This window comes from Streptomyces sp. NPDC044033 (assembly GCF_056434425.1).
In genome coordinates, this window is record NZ_JBWKFF010000002.1 from 516,115 (window position 1) to 533,374 (window position 17,260).

At 72.4% G+C, this 17,260-nt stretch carries 15 protein-coding genes; 6 read left to right on the forward strand and 9 right to left on the reverse strand.

Annotated features, from left to right (window positions below):
* Positions 1-139: 139 nt before the first annotated feature.
* On the forward strand, positions 140-1,990 hold the full coding sequence (locus tag AC07AB_RS05855) for an exo-alpha-sialidase (RefSeq protein WP_478561566.1): 1,851 nt from the start codon (positions 140-142) through the stop codon (positions 1,988-1,990).
* A 27-nt stretch (positions 1,991-2,017) separates the two neighbouring features.
* Here AC07AB_RS05855 and AC07AB_RS05860 read toward each other — a convergent pair whose 3' ends face one another.
* Complete coding sequence (locus tag AC07AB_RS05860) at positions 2,018-3,460, reverse strand: MFS transporter (protein ID WP_478560639.1); 1,443 nt, start codon at positions 3,458-3,460, stop codon at positions 2,018-2,020.
* 608 nt (positions 3,461-4,068) lie between these two features.
* Positions 4,069-5,148, reverse strand: coding sequence for a bile acid:sodium symporter family protein (locus AC07AB_RS05865; RefSeq protein ID WP_478560642.1), 1,080 nt, complete (start codon positions 5,146-5,148; stop codon positions 4,069-4,071).
* A 199-nt stretch (positions 5,149-5,347) separates the two neighbouring features.
* On the opposite strand from AC07AB_RS05865, the gene AC07AB_RS05870 reads away from it, so the two are divergent.
* The 3 genes from AC07AB_RS05870 to AC07AB_RS05880 all read left to right on the forward strand — a co-directional run bounded on the left by AC07AB_RS05870 (position 5,348) and on the right by AC07AB_RS05880 (position 9,219).
* On the forward strand, positions 5,348-6,253 hold the full coding sequence (locus AC07AB_RS05870; RefSeq protein WP_478560645.1) for a LysR substrate-binding domain-containing protein: 906 nt from the start codon (positions 5,348-5,350) through the stop codon (positions 6,251-6,253).
* A 169-nt stretch (positions 6,254-6,422) separates the two neighbouring features.
* Positions 6,423-8,222 (forward strand): AMP-dependent synthetase/ligase, encoded by a 1,800-nt coding sequence (locus tag AC07AB_RS05875; protein ID WP_478561569.1) that lies wholly within the window; start codon positions 6,423-6,425, stop codon positions 8,220-8,222.
* Between the two features lie 166 nt (positions 8,223-8,388).
* Positions 8,389-9,219 carry an aldo/keto reductase gene (locus tag AC07AB_RS05880; protein WP_478560648.1) on the forward strand — a complete coding sequence of 277 codons (831 nt, stop codon included), beginning with the start codon at positions 8,389-8,391 and terminating at the stop codon, positions 9,217-9,219.
* A gap of 257 nt (positions 9,220-9,476) precedes the next feature.
* On the opposite strand, the gene AC07AB_RS05885 is transcribed toward AC07AB_RS05880, so the two are convergent.
* From AC07AB_RS05885 to AC07AB_RS05900, 4 genes are all read right to left on the reverse strand, one after another.
* Positions 9,477-10,394 carry a class I SAM-dependent methyltransferase gene (locus tag AC07AB_RS05885; RefSeq protein ID WP_478560651.1) on the reverse strand — a complete coding sequence of 306 codons (918 nt, stop codon included), beginning with the start codon at positions 10,392-10,394 and terminating at the stop codon, positions 9,477-9,479.
* A gap of 129 nt (positions 10,395-10,523) precedes the next feature.
* The gene (locus tag AC07AB_RS05890; protein WP_478560653.1) at positions 10,524-10,916 is read right to left on the reverse strand and encodes an Asp23/Gls24 family envelope stress response protein; all 393 of its coding nucleotides are present in this window, start codon (positions 10,914-10,916) and stop codon (positions 10,524-10,526) included.
* Entirely contained in the window at positions 10,913-11,557 is a 645-nt protein-coding gene (locus tag AC07AB_RS05895; RefSeq protein ID WP_478560656.1) for an Asp23/Gls24 family envelope stress response protein, read from the reverse strand. Before AC07AB_RS05895 ends, AC07AB_RS05890 begins: the two co-directional genes overlap by 4 nt.
* Positions 11,548-12,093 (reverse strand): RNA polymerase sigma factor, encoded by a 546-nt coding sequence (locus AC07AB_RS05900; RefSeq protein ID WP_478560659.1) that lies wholly within the window; start codon positions 12,091-12,093, stop codon positions 11,548-11,550. Before AC07AB_RS05900 ends, AC07AB_RS05895 begins: the two co-directional genes overlap by 10 nt.
* A 205-nt stretch (positions 12,094-12,298) precedes the next feature.
* On the opposite strand from AC07AB_RS05900, the gene AC07AB_RS05905 reads away from it, so the two are divergent.
* Complete coding sequence (locus AC07AB_RS05905; protein ID WP_478560662.1) at positions 12,299-12,802, forward strand: Asp23/Gls24 family envelope stress response protein; 504 nt, start codon at positions 12,299-12,301, stop codon at positions 12,800-12,802.
* A gap of 245 nt (positions 12,803-13,047) precedes the next feature.
* Here AC07AB_RS05905 and AC07AB_RS05910 read toward each other — a convergent pair whose 3' ends face one another.
* Positions 13,048-13,356 (reverse strand): 4a-hydroxytetrahydrobiopterin dehydratase, encoded by a 309-nt coding sequence (locus tag AC07AB_RS05910; RefSeq protein WP_478560665.1) that lies wholly within the window; start codon positions 13,354-13,356, stop codon positions 13,048-13,050.
* A gap of 244 nt (positions 13,357-13,600) precedes the next feature.
* Between AC07AB_RS05910 and AC07AB_RS05915 the strand changes: the two genes are divergently transcribed.
* Positions 13,601-15,364 carry a hydroxysqualene dehydroxylase gene (locus AC07AB_RS05915; protein WP_478560668.1) on the forward strand — a complete coding sequence of 588 codons (1,764 nt, stop codon included), beginning with the start codon at positions 13,601-13,603 and terminating at the stop codon, positions 15,362-15,364.
* On the opposite strand, the gene AC07AB_RS05920 is transcribed toward AC07AB_RS05915, so the two are convergent.
* Positions 15,325-16,623 carry an MAB_1171c family putative transporter gene (locus AC07AB_RS05920; protein ID WP_478560671.1) on the reverse strand — a complete coding sequence of 433 codons (1,299 nt, stop codon included), beginning with the start codon at positions 16,621-16,623 and terminating at the stop codon, positions 15,325-15,327. The two genes, AC07AB_RS05915 and AC07AB_RS05920, sit on opposite strands and share 40 nt — an antisense overlap.
* Before the next feature lies 1 nt (position 16,624).
* Positions 16,625-17,128, reverse strand: coding sequence for a hypothetical protein (locus tag AC07AB_RS05925; protein ID WP_478560674.1), 504 nt, complete (start codon positions 17,126-17,128; stop codon positions 16,625-16,627).
* Positions 17,129-17,260 lie beyond the last annotated feature (132 nt).

Genomic DNA, 17,260 nt, shown 5'->3' on the forward strand with positions numbered 1-17,260 from the left:
CACATAGGACATGGGACGTTGGACCTCCAGCTGTCGTGAAGGGCGCACCATGGCTTCGGAACTTCAAGCACTGCACCGACATGTCGTCAGCAGATACCTCATCAGCAGACTCGCCGTCAGACGGTGGCTGCGACGCGCCATGGCCCTGGCCTCGGGCGCGCTGCTCGCACTCCTCCCCCTCCCCGCTCCGACCGCGGGCGCCGCCCCTTCGGCGGCGCCCGCCGACTTCGATCAGCGCGTCCTGTTCAAGGCGTCGCAGCACCCCGGTTACGCGTGCTTCCGCATTCCCGCGATCGTCCGTTCGGCCCATGGCACCCTGCTCGCCTTCGCCGAGGGCAGGAAGCGCAACTGCGGCGACGCGACCGACATCGATCTCGTCCTCAAGCGATCCACCAATGGCGGCCGTACCTGGGGCCGGCTCCAGGTGGTCGACAGGGGCAACGGCGACACCCACGGCAACCCCGCGCCGGTCGTCGACCGCCGCAGCGGCCGTATCGTGCTGGCCACCACCCGCAACAAGGGCCGTGCCGACGCGAAGAGCTGCGACGTGCCCTGCGCCCGCACACCCCACCTCCAGTACAGCGACGACGACGGCGTGCACTGGTCGCCGGCCCGGAACGCCAGTCGCGCGCTGCGGCCGCGCGGCTGGAACTCCTGGTACGCGACCGGTCCCGTGCACGGCATCCAGCTCGCCCACGGCCGGCACCGCGGCCGCCTCGTCTTCACCGTCAACGCCGAGAGCTGGAACGGCCGCCGGGTGACCGCCAACCACGCGGCCCTCATGCACAGCGACGACGGCGGGCGGCACTGGCACATCGGCGCTGTCGACAGCTGGCCCATCTCCCCCGGTGGCACCTTCCGTCAGAAGCCGTCCGAGATGACGCTCGCCGAGCGGCGCGACGGCACGATCTATGTGAACGGGCGCGAACAGGACGGCGTCGACCTCGGCAACCGCGACTACGCCGTCAGCCGGGACGGCGGCGACAGCTTCGCCAGGCCGTTCCGCACCATCCCGGACCTCTATACGCCCATGGTGCAGGGCTCCGTCATCCAGCGGCGGCCGGGGCGCTGGCTCCTGTCCCTGCCGGCCGACCCGGACCGCCGACGGACGATGATGATCCGCTCCTCCTACGACGAGGGGCGCACCTGGGAGAGCGCGGACCGCGGCAAGGCCGTCACCAGCGACTGGTCGGGCTACTCAGACATGGTGACGATCGACCGCCAGCGGACCGGTCTGCTCTACGAGGGGGGTGTGCGGGACGCGCGGGAGGAGATCCGGTTCGCCCGCTTCACGGAGCGCTGGCTCGGTCCGCGCCGCGCGGCGGACCCTCGGACCCCAGATCGTGCGGCGGGCGCGCGCTCCGCTGCCGTGCTCGGCGGTGCACGGCCCACGGACGGCAGGTTCGGGGCCGGGCTCGCCTTCGACGGGAAGGACGACGCCGTCCGCCTGCCCTACCGCGACTCGCTTCCGCTCGGCTCCCGTGACTTCACCGCGGCGCTCTGGTTCCGCTACGACGCGGCCGGCGGCGAGCAGCCGCTCCTGTGGATGGGCGGGGTGGGCACCAGGTCCCCGCAGGTGGCGTTATGGGCGGAGCCGGCGGGCGGCCGAATATCAGGGCAGATCACGGCGTTATCGGGCTCGGCGCCGGCCAGGACCGCCGTCGTCAGCAGCCAGGGGGCGTACAACGACGGCCAGTGGCACCATCTGGCGCTGCGGCGCGGTGGCGGGCGGCTCGTCCTGACCGTCGACGGCGTGGCGGCGAGCGCACCGGATGTGCCGGGCACGGTGAGCGGCACCTCGCCGTTCGGGGTGCATCTGGGGCAGAAGGCCGACAGCCGCGCGTATCTGACGGGCGCTCTGGACGAGGCACGGGTGTACGGCCGGGCGCTGTCCGACGCGGAGCTGGACCGTATGCGCATGGACAACGCCCCGGTCGACGGCGGGGCCGCGGTGCTGTGGCTGCCGTTGGACCGCGTGGTGCGGTTCTGAGGCCGGTCGGTTGGTCCGTTCGCGGGGTCAGCCGTGGGCGGTGTCGCGGTGGCGGGGCAGGGTGAGGGCCATCATGAGCACGCTGCCCAGCAGGATGAGCGAGCCGACGCCGAAGGCCAGGCCGTAGCCGCCGGCCAGGGCGCTCTTCCCGCCGCCGGAGTCGATGCGTGAGGCGGCGACGGTGGAGAGGATCGACAGGCCGAGCGCGCCGCCCATCTGGCGGGAGGTGTTGATCAGGCCGGAGACGAGCCCCTGGTCGGAGGGGTCGGCGCCGGAGGTGCCGAGCGAGGCGACGGGAGTAGCCATCAGCCCCGCGCCGAGGGCCATGAGGATGCCGGGGCCGAGGATGTCGGTGAGGTAGGTGCCGTCGGCGCTCATGCGGCTCTGCCAGACCATTCCGGCCGCGGATATCAGCGCTCCGGCGATGGCGAGGTTCTTGGCGCCGATGCGGTGCATGAGACGGGGGGCGATCTTCGAGCCGAGGACGATGCTCAGGGAGTGCGGGATGAAGGAGAGGCCGGCTTGCAGCGGCGTGTATCCGAGGACGTTCTGCATGTAGAGGGAGAGGAAGTACCACATCGAGAACATGGCGGCCCCGGCCAGGACCATCGCCGCGTTCGCCGACGACACCGAACGGATGCGGAAGAGTTTCAGCGGCATCAGAGGCGCCTTGGTACGGGCCTCGACCGCCACGAAGGCGGCGATGACGACCAGTCCGGCAGCCATCGGCAGCAGGGCGGCCGGGGCGGTCCAGCCCTTCGACTCGGTCTGCACGATGCCGTACGCCACCAGGGCGAGGCCGCCGGTCACCAGGAGCGCGCCCGGGATGTCCAGCCGCCGTCCCTCGCTCCGGCGGCTCTCCGTCAGCCACAGCGCGGCACCGGTCAGGACGAGGGCGCCGACGGGCACGTTGATGAGCAGCACCCAGCGCCAGGACAGGTACTCCGTCAGCACCCCGCCGACCAGCCCGCCCACCGCGCCGCCGCCCGCGCCGACGGCGGTCCAGGTGGCTATCGCGCGGGTGCGGGCGTGGCCCACCGGGAAGGAGGTGGTGAGGATGGTGAGGGAGGCCGGGGAGAGCACGGCCGCGCCGACGCCCTGCACCGTGCGGGCGGCGACCAGCTGCCACGCCTCCTGGGCGAGGCCGCCCGCCAGACTCGCGATCGTGAAGAGCACGAGACCGACCACGAAGATCCGCTTGCGGCCGAAGATGTCAGCCGCCCTCCCGCCGAGCAGCATGAACCCCGCGAAGGTGATCACATAAGCGTTGACCACCCACTGCAACCCCAGCTCGCTCAGCCCAAGACCGCCCCGCATCGCGGGCAGTGCCACATTGACGACGGAGACGTCCAGCACCACGAGGAACTGCCCGGCGCAGACCAGCAGTGTCACCAGCCAGGCCGGTGAGGTCTTGTGGCGCAGGTCGTCAGGAAGCTCTGTGGACGCGGCAGTTGAGGGCATAGAACTCATGCTCCCATTCGCCCCACGGTCCCCGCACCGGCGTATCGGCGCACGAGCCCCGGCTCGCGCGCCCCGGCGGTGGCAGGGCGCCGAGGATGCGCCCGGTGGAGGCGGCTCCTTTCGTGCCGCCTTCTGTGGTGCCTTCCGTGGTGCCTTCCGTGCGAGGCGGCACCCGAGCGCTGAGCGCCATGGTCAGTGCGGCTGGACCTCACTGGACCCCTCTGCGCGTATGCCGAAGACGCGCTCCAGCCCGGCCTTGCCCTCTTCCGTGGGGTGTACGACGCGGGGGCTCGCGCCGTGGCGTAGCCAGTCGAGTGCGAACAGGCGCTGGGTGACGGCGGCGCCGAGGGCGCCGGAGAGGTGGTGGCGCTGTTCGCTCCAGTCGACGCAGTAGCGGATGTTCCGGCGGACGGCGCGGGCATGGCCTCTGCCGTCTTCAATGTGGCCCGCCAGGTGGGCAACGCCGTCGGCGTCGCGCTCTTCGGCACCCTTGCCGCGACCGGCGGCAGCCTCGTCGCCGGGGTCCGGCTGTCGGCGGTGATCGCCTCCGGGGCGTTCGCGCTGGGCGCGCTCCTCGCCTGGCGTACGGGCCGACGGGCCGGCGCGGCCGCGCCGGGCTACGCGGCGGCGTTCGCCGGTTCGCCGGAGGACTCCGACGCCGGCCCGTCGGCTGAGCCCTGCCCCGGGGCCGCGGACGGCTCGCCCGCCTCCGGCGGCGGAGCCAAGGCGTCCGCCTGGCGCGCGTAGCGCTTGGCCAGAACCGCGCAGACCATCAGCTGCATCTGGTGGAAGAGCATCAGCGGCAGCACCGCCAGGCTGGCCTGGGCCCCGAAGAGCACGGTGGCCATGGGCAGCCCGGCGGCGAGGCTCTTCTTCGAGCCCGAGAACGTGATCGCGATCCGGTCCTCGCGGTTGAAGCCCAGTTTGCGCGCCCCGAAGGTGGTCATGGTGAGCATCGCGGCCAGCACCAGGGCCTCCGCGGCCAGCAGGCCGAGCAGCCGCCACACCGTCACCTGGTGCCAGATGCCGCGCACCATGCCTTCGCTGAAGGCGGCGTAGACGACGAGGAGTATCGAGCCGCGGTCGACGTAGCCGAGCACCTTCTTGTGCCGGACGAGGAAGGCCGCGACCCAGCGGCGCAGCAACTGCCCGGCGGCGAACGGCACCAGGAGCTGGAGCAGGATCGAGACCAGCGAGTCCAGCGAGAGGCCGCCGCCGCTGTTGCCCAGGACCAGGGCGGCGAGCAGCGGGGTGAGGACGATGCCGATGATGCTGGAGAAGGAGCCCGCGCAGACCGCCGCCGCGACATTGCCGCGCGCGATGGAGGTGAAGGCGATCGAGGACTGGATCGTGGACGGCACCAGGCACAGGAAGAGCAGTCCGGTGTAGAGCTGCGGGCTCAGTACGTACGGGACCAGGCCGCGGGTGGCCAGTCCCAGCACCGGGAAGATGGCGAACGTGCAGGCCAGTACGGTGAGGTGGAGCCGCCAGTGCCGCATGCCGTCCATGGCCTCGCGGGTGGACAGCCGCGCTCCGTAGAGGAAGAACAGGAGTGCCACCGCGCCCGTGGACGCGCCGTCGGCGACCGGTGCGGCGGAGCCGCGCGCGGGCAGCACCGCGGCGAGGGCCACCGTGCCGAGCAGCGCGCATATGTAGGGGTCCACCGGGAGTCTGGACAGGAAGGCTGGGCGACGCATGGTCTCTCTTCGATCGGCGGCCGGCTGCTGCTCCCCCTTCGGGAGAACCGGCCGAAACGTTTTTTCCCACGAGTTGGCTGGTGCCACGCGGTGCCCTCTCCAGCCTGCCCGTGTTCAGCCGCATCGGGAACCCCTCTGACCGTGCTGACTGTCATCACAGAACGCGATAACCCCACGCTACGCCGCTAGCCTGGTCGGCATGTTCGAACCGGGGCAGCTCCGTACGTTCCTGACCGTCGCGCAGACCCTCAGCTTCACCCAGGCCGCGCAGCGCCTCGGGGTGCGCCAGTCGACCGTGAGCCAGCAGGTGCGCAAGCTGGAGGGGCAGGCCGGCCGGCAGCTCTTCGTCCGGGACACGCACAGCGTGCAGCTGACCGAGGACGGCGAGGCCATGCTGGGTTTCGCCCGTACGATCCTGGCGGCCAACGAGCGGGCCGCCACCTGGTTCGCGGGCACCCGGCTGCACGGCCGGCTGCGGTTCGGGGCCTCCGAGGACTTCGTGCTGACCCGGCTGCCCGAGATCCTGGACGCCTTCCGCCACGACCACCCGGACGTCGAGGTGGAGCTCACCGTGGAGCTGTCCGAGACGCTGCACGAACTGCTGGCCGCCGGCCGGCTCGACCTGGTGCTGGCCAAGCGCCACCCGGAGGAGCCGCGCGGCCACGGCGGGGTGCGGGAAGAGCTGGTCTGGCGGGACAAGCTGGTCTGGATCGGCAGCGCCCGGCTGCGCATCGACCCGCACCGGCCGCTGCCGCTGGTCCTCTACCCCGCGCCGGGCGTCACTCGCGTCCGGGCCCTGGAGGTGCTGGAGCGGCACGGCCGCTCGTGGCGCGTGGCGTGTACGAGCCGCAGCCTGAACGGGCTGATCGCGGCGGCGCGGGCGGGGCTGGGAGTGATGGCGCACACCCGGGGCATGATTCCGCCGGGGCTGCTCGGCGTTCCGGCGCGGGCGGGCCTGCCCGACCTCGGCGGCATCGATGTGGTGCTGCTGCACGCGGCGCGCGCGGGCTCGGCGCGGGGGCCCGCCGAGGCGCTGGCGGAGGCGGTTCTGGCGGGTGGCGACCGGCTCCAGGGGGCGCCCCGGATTGGTCCGGTCCTGGGGTAACGGCCCAGTGCCCACACCGGAGAGATTCCGTGCAGATGCGCGCGGGGCCGCGTCATCGAGCCGCCGAGAAGGTGTTCTGGAGCCGTACGGGATCGCATACGGTCGCGGCACCATGCGGATACGGAGTGTCACAAGGAGCGGGTAGTTGCGTGAGTTCACCGTCCCCCTGATGGCGACGGCGCCGCACGTCGGAGGGCTGGCGGACGTCGTGTTCGACCACGCCGCGAAGGACCCGGACCGGGCCGCCCTCAGCCGCGACGTCGACGGTCGCTGGCAGGACGTGAGCGCGGCGCTCTTCCGCGATGAGGTGCTGGCGCTCGCCAAGGGGCTGCTCGCCCAGGGCGTGCGGTTCGGGGACCGGGTGGCCCTCATGTCCCGCACCCGCTACGAGTGGACGCTCTTCGACTTCGCCCTGTGGTCCATCGGCGCCCAGCCGGTCCCCCTGTACCCCACGTCCTCCGCCGAGCAGGTCTTCTGGACGCTCTACGACTCGGGCGTGTGCGCCTGCGTCGTGGAGGACGAGGACCACGCGATGACCGTCGGCTCCGTCATCGACCGGCTGCCGCGGCTGGACCGGCTGTGGCAGCTGGACGAGGGGGCGCTGGCGGAGCTGTACGCGGCCGGGGCGCACCTGGAGGACGAGGTGGTGCACCGGCACCGGCTGGCGCTCACCCCCGACTCGCCCGCGACCGTCATCTACACCTCGGGCACCACCGGCCGCCCCAAGGGCTGCGTCATCACGCACGCCAATTTCATGGCCGAGACCGACAACATCGTCCAGCGGTACGAGAGCGTCTTCCACTCGCGCCCTGACGACGAGGCGTCGACGCTGCTCTTTCTGCCGCTCGCGCACGTCTTCGGGCGGATGGTGCAGATCGCGGCGGTGCGCGGCCGCGTCAAGCTGGCCCACCAGCCACAGCTCACGGCCTCGGTGCTCCTGGCCGACCTGCGGTCCTTCCGGCCGACGTTCGTCCTCGCCGTGCCGTACATCTTCGAGAAGGTCTTCGGCGCGGCCCGGCGCGCGGCGGAGGCGGAGGGGAAGGCGGGCCCCTTCGACAAGGCCGTCGAGGTGGCGGTGCGGTACGCGGAGGCGATGGAGCACAAGGCGTTCGGCACCGGCCACGGACCGAGCGCGGCGCTGCGGATGCGCCACCAGTTCTTCGACAAGGTCGTCTACGCCAAGGTGCGCGAGGCGCTGGGCGGCCGGATGCGGCACGCGATGTCCGGCGGCTCGGCGATGGAGCGGCGGCTCGGCCTGTTCTTCGCGGGCGCCGGTGTGACCATCTTCGAGGGGTACGGGCTCACCGAGTCGACCGCCGCGGCCACCGCCAATCCGCCCGAGCAGACCCGTTTCGGCACGGTCGGGCGGCCGGTGCCCGGCACCACCGTGCGCATCGCCGACGACGGGGAGGTCTGGCTCCGCGGCGGGCAGGTCTTCGCCGGCTATCTGGGCGACGCCGAGGCGACCGGCGCGGTGCTCCGGGACGGCTGGCTCGCCACCGGGGACCTCGGCGCCCTCGACGAGGACGGGTATCTGACCATCACCGGACGCAAGAAGGAGATCCTGGTGACGTCGGGCGGCAAGAGCGTCTCGCCCGTGGCCCTGGAGGAGCGGGTCCGCGCCCATCCGCTGGTGGCCCAGTGCATCGTCGTCGGCGACGACCGCCCGTACGTGGCGGCGCTCATCACCCTCGACGCGGAGGCCGTCGCACACTGGCTGATGATGCGCGGCAAGCCGGTGCCGGACGCCGCCGCGCTCGTACGGGACCCGGATCTGGAGACGGAGATCCGACGGGCGGTGGTGGCCGCGAACACGCTCGTCTCGCACGCCGAGTCGATCCGTACGTTCCGGATACTGGCCGCGCCGTTCAGCGAGGAGGACGGGCTGCTGACACCCTCGCTCAAGCTCAAGCGCAAGGCGATCGAGCGCGCCTGCGCGGTGGAGATCGACGCGCTGTACCGTGCGTAGTCGCCATGTCCACCAGGCATCGCCACCGCACCAGGCATAGTTCCCGCGCCACACGGGGCATGCGTTGCGGTGCGCATGACATTCAGCCGCTCCGGCGGGAATGCGCCGAAGTGGCTGATAGTTCACCATGGAGTATCAGCATTCCGACGATTAAGGATGATCTGGCGTGAGCAAGGTCCCTTCCCTCACTCTCAACAACGGCGTCGAAATGCCACAGCTCGGCTTCGGTGTGTGGCAGGTCGCCGACGACGAGGCGTTCACGGCAGTGGGGCACGCCCTGGAGGCCGGCTACCGCAGCATCGACACCGCCGCGGCCTACGAGAACGAAGAAGGCACCGGCCGGGCGCTGGCTGCCTCCGGCATCGCCCGTGACGAACTGTTCGTCACGACGAAGCTGTGGAACACAGATCAGGGTTACGACTCCGCGCTGCGCGCCTTCGACACGTCCCTGTCCAAGCTGGGCCTGGACTATGTCGACCTGTACCTCATCCACTGGCCCGCCGTGGGGCGCGGTGAGTTCGTGAACACCTACCGGGCCTTCGAGAAGATCCTCGCCGACGGCCGCGCCAAGGCGATCGGCGTCTCCAACTTCCAGCCCCACCACCTGGAACAGCTCTTCGCGGAGACGTCCGTCGTCCCGGCCGTGGACCAGATCGAGCTGCACCCGCAGTTCGCGCAGGCCGAGGCGCGCGCCTACCACGCCCAGCACAACATCGCCACCGAGGCGTGGTCGCCGCTGGGCCAGGGCAAGGACCTGCTGGACGACCCGAAGATCGCGGCCATCGCGCGCAAGCACGGCGCCACTCCGGCGCAGACGGTGCTGCGCTGGCACCTCCAGCTCGGCAACGTGGTCATCCCCAAGTCCGTGACCCCGTCCCGGATCAAGGAGAACATCGACGTCTTCGGCTTCGAGCTGGACGACGAGGACCTCGCGTCGATCGCGACGCTGGACTCCGGTACCCGGCTGGGCCCGGACCCGGACAGCTTCGGCGTCTGACGGTCCGCCCGGTCCGGGGCGACCCGGCAGACCGAGCGGATGAGAGCGGCCCGTCGCCGCGTGTGCCGTACCGAGCGCACGCGGCGGCGGGCCGTCGCGGTGGACTCGGTGCCAGAGCCCGTGTCATCGCCCTGCTCGGACCGGCGTCCGGTGCGGGCGATCACGAGGCGCCGGAAGGCCCTTGTACCGGAGCTGCCAGGGCGTCGCGGCAGCGACGCCGGACTCGGCGTGCCCGGCCAGGGCCACGGCTCAGGCACTCAGGCCGGCTTCACCGCCGTGTGCACGGTGCGGGCGGTGAGGAGGAAGGCGTCCGGGCGCAGCATCAGGCCCTGCGGGTCCTCGGGGTCGAGGAGGCGGTCGAGCGCGGTGCCGTCCTCGGGGCCGAGGAGTTCGCTCGCGACCTCGTGCTGGCGCGTGAGCATGCCGTGGACGTACGCGCGGGCGTCCGCGCCGAGCGGGGCGGGCAGGTCGATCAGGAAGGTCCGGCTCCGTACGTCGGTGAGCCCGGCGGCGGCCAGGAACGCGGGCCAGTCCTCGACGTCCTCCTTGGCGTCGGGCAGCGCGGCCCGCATCTCGGTGAACCAGTCGTCGTTGAGGGCGTCCAGCCGCCCCTGGAGCCCGGGGCGGCCGAACCCGATGTCGCGGGGCAGGGCGCGCATCGGCAGGCCGCCTTCGGCGATGGCGAGGAGGCCGCCGGGGCGCAGCGTCCGGGCGAGCCGGTCCACGGCGGACCGCTGGTCGCCGATGTGGTGCAGGGCCATGCCGGACCAGATGAGGTCGGCTTCGCCGACCGTGCTGAGCCCGTCGGGGAGGTCGGCGCGGTGGGTGCGTACGCGCTGGGCGAGGCCGAGCCCTTCGGCGCGGACGCGGGTGCGTTCCAGCAGCGCTTCCGCGCCGTCCACGGCGACGACCTCGGCCTCCGGGAACGCCTGCGCGAACTGGCAGGCACCGACGCCGGGCCCGCTGCCGATGTCGAGCATCCGCCGGACTCCGGGCCCGCCCGCCGCCTCGATGCGCTCGCGGAGCCAGACCGCGGCCTGGTCGACGACGGGCGACTGTACTTCGGCGCCCAGTTCGAGCAGCGGGCCCATCACGTCCCAGTCCATGTGCGCCGAGTCGTGGTGGTGCTTGTGTTCGTGGTGCTGGTGGTGCGCGTGCTGCTGCTGGTCAGTCATCGCTGCCTCCGGTCTGCCGGCCTGGTCCGTACGGCTACGAGCCTGTGCCAAGCCCGGCCGTTCCGCCAAACCCTGTTGCCGTTTCCGCAACGGCCCACCGGTCGACGGGCCCTGAACGCCGTCGTCGTGTCAGGTGATGTCGGTGACGGTGATGGTCACGCCGACGCGCGGCGCCGGCTCCCCCGGCTCCGTGCCGGCGGCCGCGATCACGGCTGCCGATACGGCCTCGCGCACCGCGCGGGTGACGCCGAGGGCCTGGTGGCCGCGGCGCACGGCCAGGTGGACGCGGAGCTGCCAGCCGCCCGCGCCGGGCAGCCGCTCCGCGCGTACGCCCGCGACGCGGGTCCGGGCGGCGCCCCAGGCGGCCACCGCGCCTCCCGCGCCCGCCGGCAGCCGGCGGGCGGCCGCGCCGCGCACCACGTCGGCGAGGCCGGGGCGCAGGAAGGCGACGCCGGGCGTCGCGCGGGCGGCGTCGGCCGCCGCCGTCAGCACGCGGGCGGTCTCCGGTGCGGTGCCGCTCATCGGGGTCCCCTTTCGCCGTCCCGAGTGGTGCCCCGGCCGGTGTCCTGGGGCGTCGGAGGTTCCTCGTCGAGGATGTCGACCACCGAGACGTCGATCTCGGCGACGTCCATACCGACCGTGCGGCGCGCCGCGTCGGCGACCAGGACCCGTACCCGGTCGGCCAGTTCGGGCACCGTCCAGTCCACGGTGGCCGCCACTTCCAGGGCCAGCCGCAGCGGCCCCCGGTACGGGGCGGAGCCCGGCGGCGGCGCGCGGCGGGCGGCCTCGGGGTCCAGCGGCACGATGCGGCAGCTGCCCGCGAGGACCCCGGGCAGGCTCTCGGCGGCGGCGCGGAAGGTACGGGCGGCCGCGGTCTCCACGATCCAGGCGTCCTCGTCCGGGTCGCCGAGCGGCAGCGGCCGGCCGGGGCGCAGTTCGGCCCGTACGAGATCCATGACCCGTGCGGTGATCTCCTCCGCGGGCGGGTCCGCGGCGGCCCGCGCCTGGCGTACGTAAGTGTCCAGGACGCCCAGCCCGGCCAGCGCCTCCTGGCAGTGCGGGCAGTCGGCGACGTGCGGGTCGTCGCCCGCGCTCTCCCATACCGAGCTGAGCGTCCGGCCGCACGGCAGGGTGGCGTCGTCGGTCGCGTCGTCTAGCGCCATGCGCCCATCGCCTCCGTCAAATAGCGCCGTGCTCGGAAGATCCTGCCGCGTACGGACTGCTCACTGATCCGCACCACCTCCGCGATCTCGCTGTACGACAGTCCGTGCAGCTCTCTCAGTACCCAGCAGGCGCGCTGCTCGGGGGTGAGCCCGGCCAGGGCGACGGTGAGCGCCTCGACCGCCGCCGTCCCCTCGACCGCGCGGACCGGGGACGCCGCGTGTTCCGGGGCGGGCGGTTCCGGTATCGCGGCGAGGTCCTGGGTGGGGCGGCGGGCGCGCAGTATGTTGAGGCAGCGGTTGGTCACGATGCGGTACATCCAGGTCGAGAAGGCGGCGTCGCCGCGGAAGTCGGGGAGCCTGCGCCAGGCGCTGACGAATGCCTCCTGTACGGCGTCCTCCGCGTCGGCACGGCTGCCGAGAAGGCGTGTCGCCAGGCTGAGCAGCGTCGCGCTGTGCCGTCGGACCAGCACCTCGAACGCGCCCTCGTCGCCTTCCCCGGCCCGTACCGCCAGCAGGGTGTCGCTGCGTTCGGGCACTCACCGGCTCCTTTCCTCGCCGTTCCGTTCGGCGCGGTTCCGTTCGTCCGGTCCTGCCGCCATCCTGTTCGACGTACGGGAACCACGTTCCTCACGCGGTGAGCGAAGAATAGGAAATCCGCGGCGGCGCGTGACGCAAGGCGACGGGCCGTGTCCGAACAGGTGTCAGGACGAGCGATCCGATGACGATCCGAGGAGAGAGCCCATGTCGACGTCCCCGAAGACGGCCACCACCGCGGTCAACGAGCCGCGGACCGGCGGGATACCGCAGGGTGGCGGCGCGACCGTGCAGGCCGGGCCCGCCGGTGCCGGCACCGCGCCCGCCACCCGGGGGAAGACCTCGATCGCGGACGGCGTGGTCGAGAAGATCGCCGGAATGGCCGCACGCGAGGTGCCGGGCGTGGCCGCGCTCGGCGGCGGGCTGGCCCGGACGCTCGGCGCGGTGCGCGACCGGGTGCCCGGCGGCCGTTCGCACGTCACGCGCGGGGTGAAGGTCGAGGTCGGCGAGCGGCAGACGGCCGTGGACCTCGACATCGTGGTCGAGTACGGAGTGCCGATCACCGAGGTGGCGGGCGACGTCCGGGAGAACGTGATCTCCGCCGTGGAGCGGATGACGGGGCTGGAGGTCGTGGAGGTGAACATCGCCGTGATCGACGTGCGGCTGCCCGACGAGACGACGGAGGAGGAAGCGGACACCCGCGTGCAGTAGTCCGCGCCCGTCGACGACCACCGCACGGCCCGCCGGTACTCCGGCGGGCCGTGCGGCTCGCGGTGAGCGGTGCGCGGTGCGCGGGCTCCAGTGGCGGCCGTACGGACGTGAGCGGGCCTTGCCGTGCGCGGGCGCCGGTGGCCGTACGGGCCTGAGCGGGCGCCCGGTGTCGGCCGTGGCCGTACGGACATGGGTGAGCCCGGCGTCGGCCCGTGCGAGCGTCGCGGGCCCCGTCCCCGGCCCCGTCAGCGCGCGCCGTGCCCCGGGGCGATCTCCTCCACACGGCGGGCGAGTTCGACGTCGAGGCCGGTGACCTTGCCGCCCGCGCTGTGCGTGTTCACGGTGATGGTGATCTTGTTGTAACCGAGGTTCAGCTCGGAGTGGTGGCCGAGCTCCTCCTGGATCTGCGCGACATGGATCACCATCGCCGCCGCCTGGAAGTGGCCGTCGAAGGTGTATTCACGGCTGATGCGGTCGCCGTCGGTGGACCAGCCGGGAAGCTCCTGGAGGCGCTCCTCGACGTCTTTGTGCGAGAGCGGTTGGACTGCTGCCATGACGCTGCCCCTTCGTCTTCTTCTTCGCGGGCGGCGGTCTCTTCGCAACCGCCGGTGGTTCCACTTTGGTTTCCTCCCGGGCGACGGCTGCTCCGCGGCTGCCGGTGATTCCAGCCTGCCCCGTGCCGCGGTCTCTTTCGCGCCAATGTGCGGGTGTGTCGGCGGTTGCCTTCCGGGGTCGGCGCGCCGCTTCTATGCTCCTGCGCCTGAGGTACTGGGTTACCGACGGTAGGGGATCAGGGGCATGGAAGGTACCGGCAGCACCCGAAGAGGTTTCATCGGCGGGGCCGCGGCGGTGGCGGGCACGGCCGCGCTGACCGGCCGGGCGACGGCGGCGCCGCGCCGCGCCGCGGCGGGCCGCAGCGTCGCGGTGCTCGGCGGCGGCGTCGCCGGGCTCACCGCCGCGCACGAACTCGCCGAGCGCGGATTCACGGTGACGGTGTACGAGAAGAAGGCGCTGGGCGGCAAGGCCCGCAGCATGGACGTGCCGGGCAGCGCGCGGGGCGGCCGCCGACCGCTGCCGGGCGAGCACGGGTTCCGCTTCATCCCCGGCTGGTACCGGAACCTGCCGGACACGCTGCGCCGCATCCCGTTCGCGGGCAACGCGAACGGCTGCCACGACAACCTCGTCGCCTCCTCCGAGGTGATGCTGGCCCGCATCGGCCAGGAGGACATCCGGCTGCCGTTCCAGATCGTCGGCAGCCCGCCGCCCGTGCTCACCCCGGACGCGGTGCTGCGGGCGCTGACCGCGCTGTTCGAGACCTTCTCGAAGCTGCCCGCCCACGAGATCGCGTACTTCGTCAACCGCATCCTGGTCTTCTTCACCAGCTGCGACAAGCGGCGGCTCGACACTTGGGAGCGCACCCCGTGGTGGGAGTTCCTGAAGGCCGCGAAGATGTCGAAGAACTACCAGCAGTTGCTGGCTATCGGCATCACCCGCAACATCGTCGCGACGAAGGCGGAGGTCGCGAGCACCAAGACCGTGGCCAACTGCTTCGAGGCGTTCTTCTTCAACCTGCTGGGGCGCGGCGCGGACGGGCAGCCGGACCGGGTGCTGAACGCGCCCACCAATGAGGCGTGGATCGACCCCTGGGCCTCCCATCTGCGGTCGCTGGGCGTGGAGTTCCGTACCGGCTGGGCCGTGCGGGATCTGACGCTGGCGGGGGGCCGGATCACCGAGGCCGTGGTGACGGACGCGCGGGGCGCGCGGCAGTCGGTCACCGCCGACCACTTCGTCTCCGCGATGCCGGTGGAGCACGCCCGTACCACCTGGAACGCGCGAGTGCGGGCCGCCGACCCGCAGTTGGCGCGCTGCGACAAGCTGGAGACGGACTGGATGACGGGCATTCAGTTCTATCTGACCGAGCCGACGCCGATCCTGCACGGGCACATCAACCACATCGACTCGCCGTGGTCGATCACCGCGGTCGGGCAGGCGCAGTACTGGGCCGGGCGCGACTTCCCCCGCGACTACGGCGACGGGGCGGCCGCCGACTGCCTGTCGGTGGACGTCTCCGAGTGGGGCCGGCCCGGCATCCTCTACGGCAAGACGGCCAAGGAGTGCACGCGCGAGGAGGTCGCGCGGGAGGTGTGGGCGCAGATGAAGGCCGGGCTCAACGACACGGGCCGCACGGTGCTGCGCGACGGAGCGCTGCACTCCTGGTTCCTCGACCCGGCCGTCGTGATCGGCACTCCGCACCCGGTCAATGACGAGCAGCTGTTCATCCATCCGACCGGCACCTGGTACAACCGGCCCACCGCGCACACCGCGATCCCCAACCTCTTCCTCTCCGGGGACTACGTGGCCACCGATGTGGACCTCGCGACGATGGAGGGTGCGAACGCCTCCGCGCGGGCCGCCGTCAACGCCCTTCTGGACGCGACCGGTTCGGGGGCCGAGCGGTGTGCCGTCACGCCGCTGTACCGCGCGCCCGAGCTCGCGCCGTTCAAGGCCGACGACGAGTTCCGCTACCGGCTCGGGCTGCGCAACGCCTTCGATCTGGGCTGACGGCCGAACCGCTGCCGGTCGGGGCGGGTCCCGCGGGGCTTGCCGGAGAGTTTGCCGGAGGAGTTGCCGGAGGGATGGTCGAAGGGCTTGTCGGGAGACTTCCCGGAGGACTTCACGAAGGACTTCACAGGGGCCGAGGTGTACGCCTCGGCCACCTCCAGCAAGAAGTCGATCTCGGCGGCCAGTTCACCGCGGTCCACCTCGATGGCCGCGGTCTCCTGGCCGGCCTCCCGGAGGTTGGCCCGCTTGGCCGCGCAGGCTTCGCGGATGACGCAGGCGAGCACGGCGGGGCGGGCGGCGCGGGCCGGGAGGCCGGCCGCCGCGACATGGCCGCGGGCGCGCTCCAAGGTGGCCGGGCCCGCGTAGTCCTGGAGCACGAGGATGGCGTCGCGGGTCTCGATCACCTTGCGGTACACGAGGTAGCGCCAGTGGGAGGGAGCGCACAGCAGCTCGGTGCCGCGCCACCGGTACCTCTTCAGGGCGACGTGCGGCACGGCCGCCACCAGGTCCCGCCACAGCGGCCACAGCCGCCAGATCGCGCGGGCGTCCGACGCGGCGCGGGCGACGGCGGCCAGGTCGCGTACGAGCAGGGCGGCGGCGCGCAGCACGGCGTGCAGTCCCAGCGCGATCCGCAGATACGGGTCGGCGTCCTCGACCGGGATGAGGAGCCCGATGAGCCGGCCGGCCCAGAAAATGCCGGCGAACACCGCTCCCCAGCCGAACAGGGCCAGGCTGACGCACAGGCTCCGGTCCGCGCAGCGGCCGGTGTAGCGCCGGCACATCACGACGCAGGCGGTGTCGGCGACCAGGTGCGTCGAGCCGAGGAGCAGCCAGTAGCCGGCGGTGCGCGGGGTCCCGGTGGGGTCGGTGACCGCGTCCGGGCCGAGGGGGTCCACGCCGTACGCGATGAACACCATGGCGGCCAGGATGATCGTCACGGCGAGCAGAGCGGCGCTCTTGAACCGCCGGTTGCCGCCGGACGCGGCGACGAAGTACAGCACGCCGCACGCGGAGAGCACCCCGATCATGTTTCTGGCCAGGGCCACGGTGCAGACCGTGGCGGGGCCGTCGCTCAGCAGGTGGGCGACGGGCGGGATGTTCATGGCCATGGAGGCGGCGGTCAGCGCCATCGTGCCCCAGAGCAGGCGCTCCTGGGGGCGCCGCAGGACGGAGGGCAGCCGCCACAGGACGGCGGCGAACAGCAGCATGGTCGAGGCGGCCTCGAACCCGGCGACGCACGTGGTCAGCCCCGGATACATATCAACCGCGTACGCCCATGGCGGCCTGGAGGTTGCCCAGTACCCCGTCGAGCCGTCGGCCGGCCGCCTCCGCCCGGGTCCGTATCAGTCCGGCGAGCGTTTCGGCCTCCTTCTCCTGGGGCGTGGTGTAGTTGGTGCGCCGCAGGAGGCGGTGGATGAGCTGGGGATCGAGGTCGGGCAGGAGGCCGGCCGCTCCGTCGCCGTCCGGGCCGAGTGCGTAGTGGTCCAGCAGGACGTGGCCGAGTTCGTGCAGGACGATGTGCTCCTGATGCAGCCGTCCGGTCCGCTGCTCGAAGAAGATGTGGTCCGCCGCCTCGGTCGCCAGCCACATGCCGCATGTCCCCGACGCCGCGGCATGCGGCGGCAGTGGGTGCAGATGGATGGGGCGTCGCCGCTGTTCGGCCAGTTGGTCGCAGAGCGCTGTCACGGAGAACGGCCGCGGTGGGTCGAGCCGGGCCAGCGCGGAGTTGCAGCGACGGCGTATCCGGATGTCGCGAGGGTGCATGCGGTGCTCCTACGACCATGTTCGAGGCGCGTGGATCGCGCCTGTCGGCGGACGGCCCCCAGAGGACTGGAAGAGGCTCGGGCGGGTTCGAGTGCGTCGGCGAACCTCGTGCGGCCGGCGGCGGCCGGCCCC

Coding starts and splice junctions, on each gene's coding strand:
- AC07AB_RS05855 (WP_478561566.1), top strand. CDS start 140: ATGGCCCTGGCCTCGGGCGCGCTGCTCGCACTCCTCCCCCTCCCCGCT.
- AC07AB_RS05860 (WP_478560639.1), bottom strand. CDS start 3,460: ATGAGTTCTATGCCCTCAACTGCCGCGTCCACAGAGCTTCCTGACGAC.
- AC07AB_RS05865 (WP_478560642.1), bottom strand. CDS start 5,148: ATGCGTCGCCCAGCCTTCCTGTCCAGACTCCCGGTGGACCCCTACATA.
- AC07AB_RS05870 (WP_478560645.1), top strand. CDS start 5,348: ATGTTCGAACCGGGGCAGCTCCGTACGTTCCTGACCGTCGCGCAGACC.
- AC07AB_RS05875 (WP_478561569.1), top strand. CDS start 6,423: ATGGCGACGGCGCCGCACGTCGGAGGGCTGGCGGACGTCGTGTTCGAC.
- AC07AB_RS05885 (WP_478560651.1), bottom strand. CDS start 10,394: ATGACTGACCAGCAGCAGCACGCGCACCACCAGCACCACGAACACAAG.
- AC07AB_RS05890 (WP_478560653.1), bottom strand. CDS start 10,916: ATGAGCGGCACCGCACCGGAGACCGCCCGCGTGCTGACGGCGGCGGCC.
- AC07AB_RS05895 (WP_478560656.1), bottom strand. CDS start 11,557: ATGGCGCTAGACGACGCGACCGACGACGCCACCCTGCCGTGCGGCCGG.
- AC07AB_RS05905 (WP_478560662.1), top strand. CDS start 12,299: ATGTCGACGTCCCCGAAGACGGCCACCACCGCGGTCAACGAGCCGCGG.
- AC07AB_RS05910 (WP_478560665.1), bottom strand. CDS start 13,356: ATGGCAGCAGTCCAACCGCTCTCGCACAAAGACGTCGAGGAGCGCCTC.
- AC07AB_RS05915 (WP_478560668.1), top strand. CDS start 13,601: ATGGAAGGTACCGGCAGCACCCGAAGAGGTTTCATCGGCGGGGCCGCG.
- AC07AB_RS05920 (WP_478560671.1), bottom strand. CDS start 16,623: ATGTATCCGGGGCTGACCACGTGCGTCGCCGGGTTCGAGGCCGCCTCG.
- AC07AB_RS05925 (WP_478560674.1), bottom strand. CDS start 17,128: ATGCACCCTCGCGACATCCGGATACGCCGTCGCTGCAACTCCGCGCTG.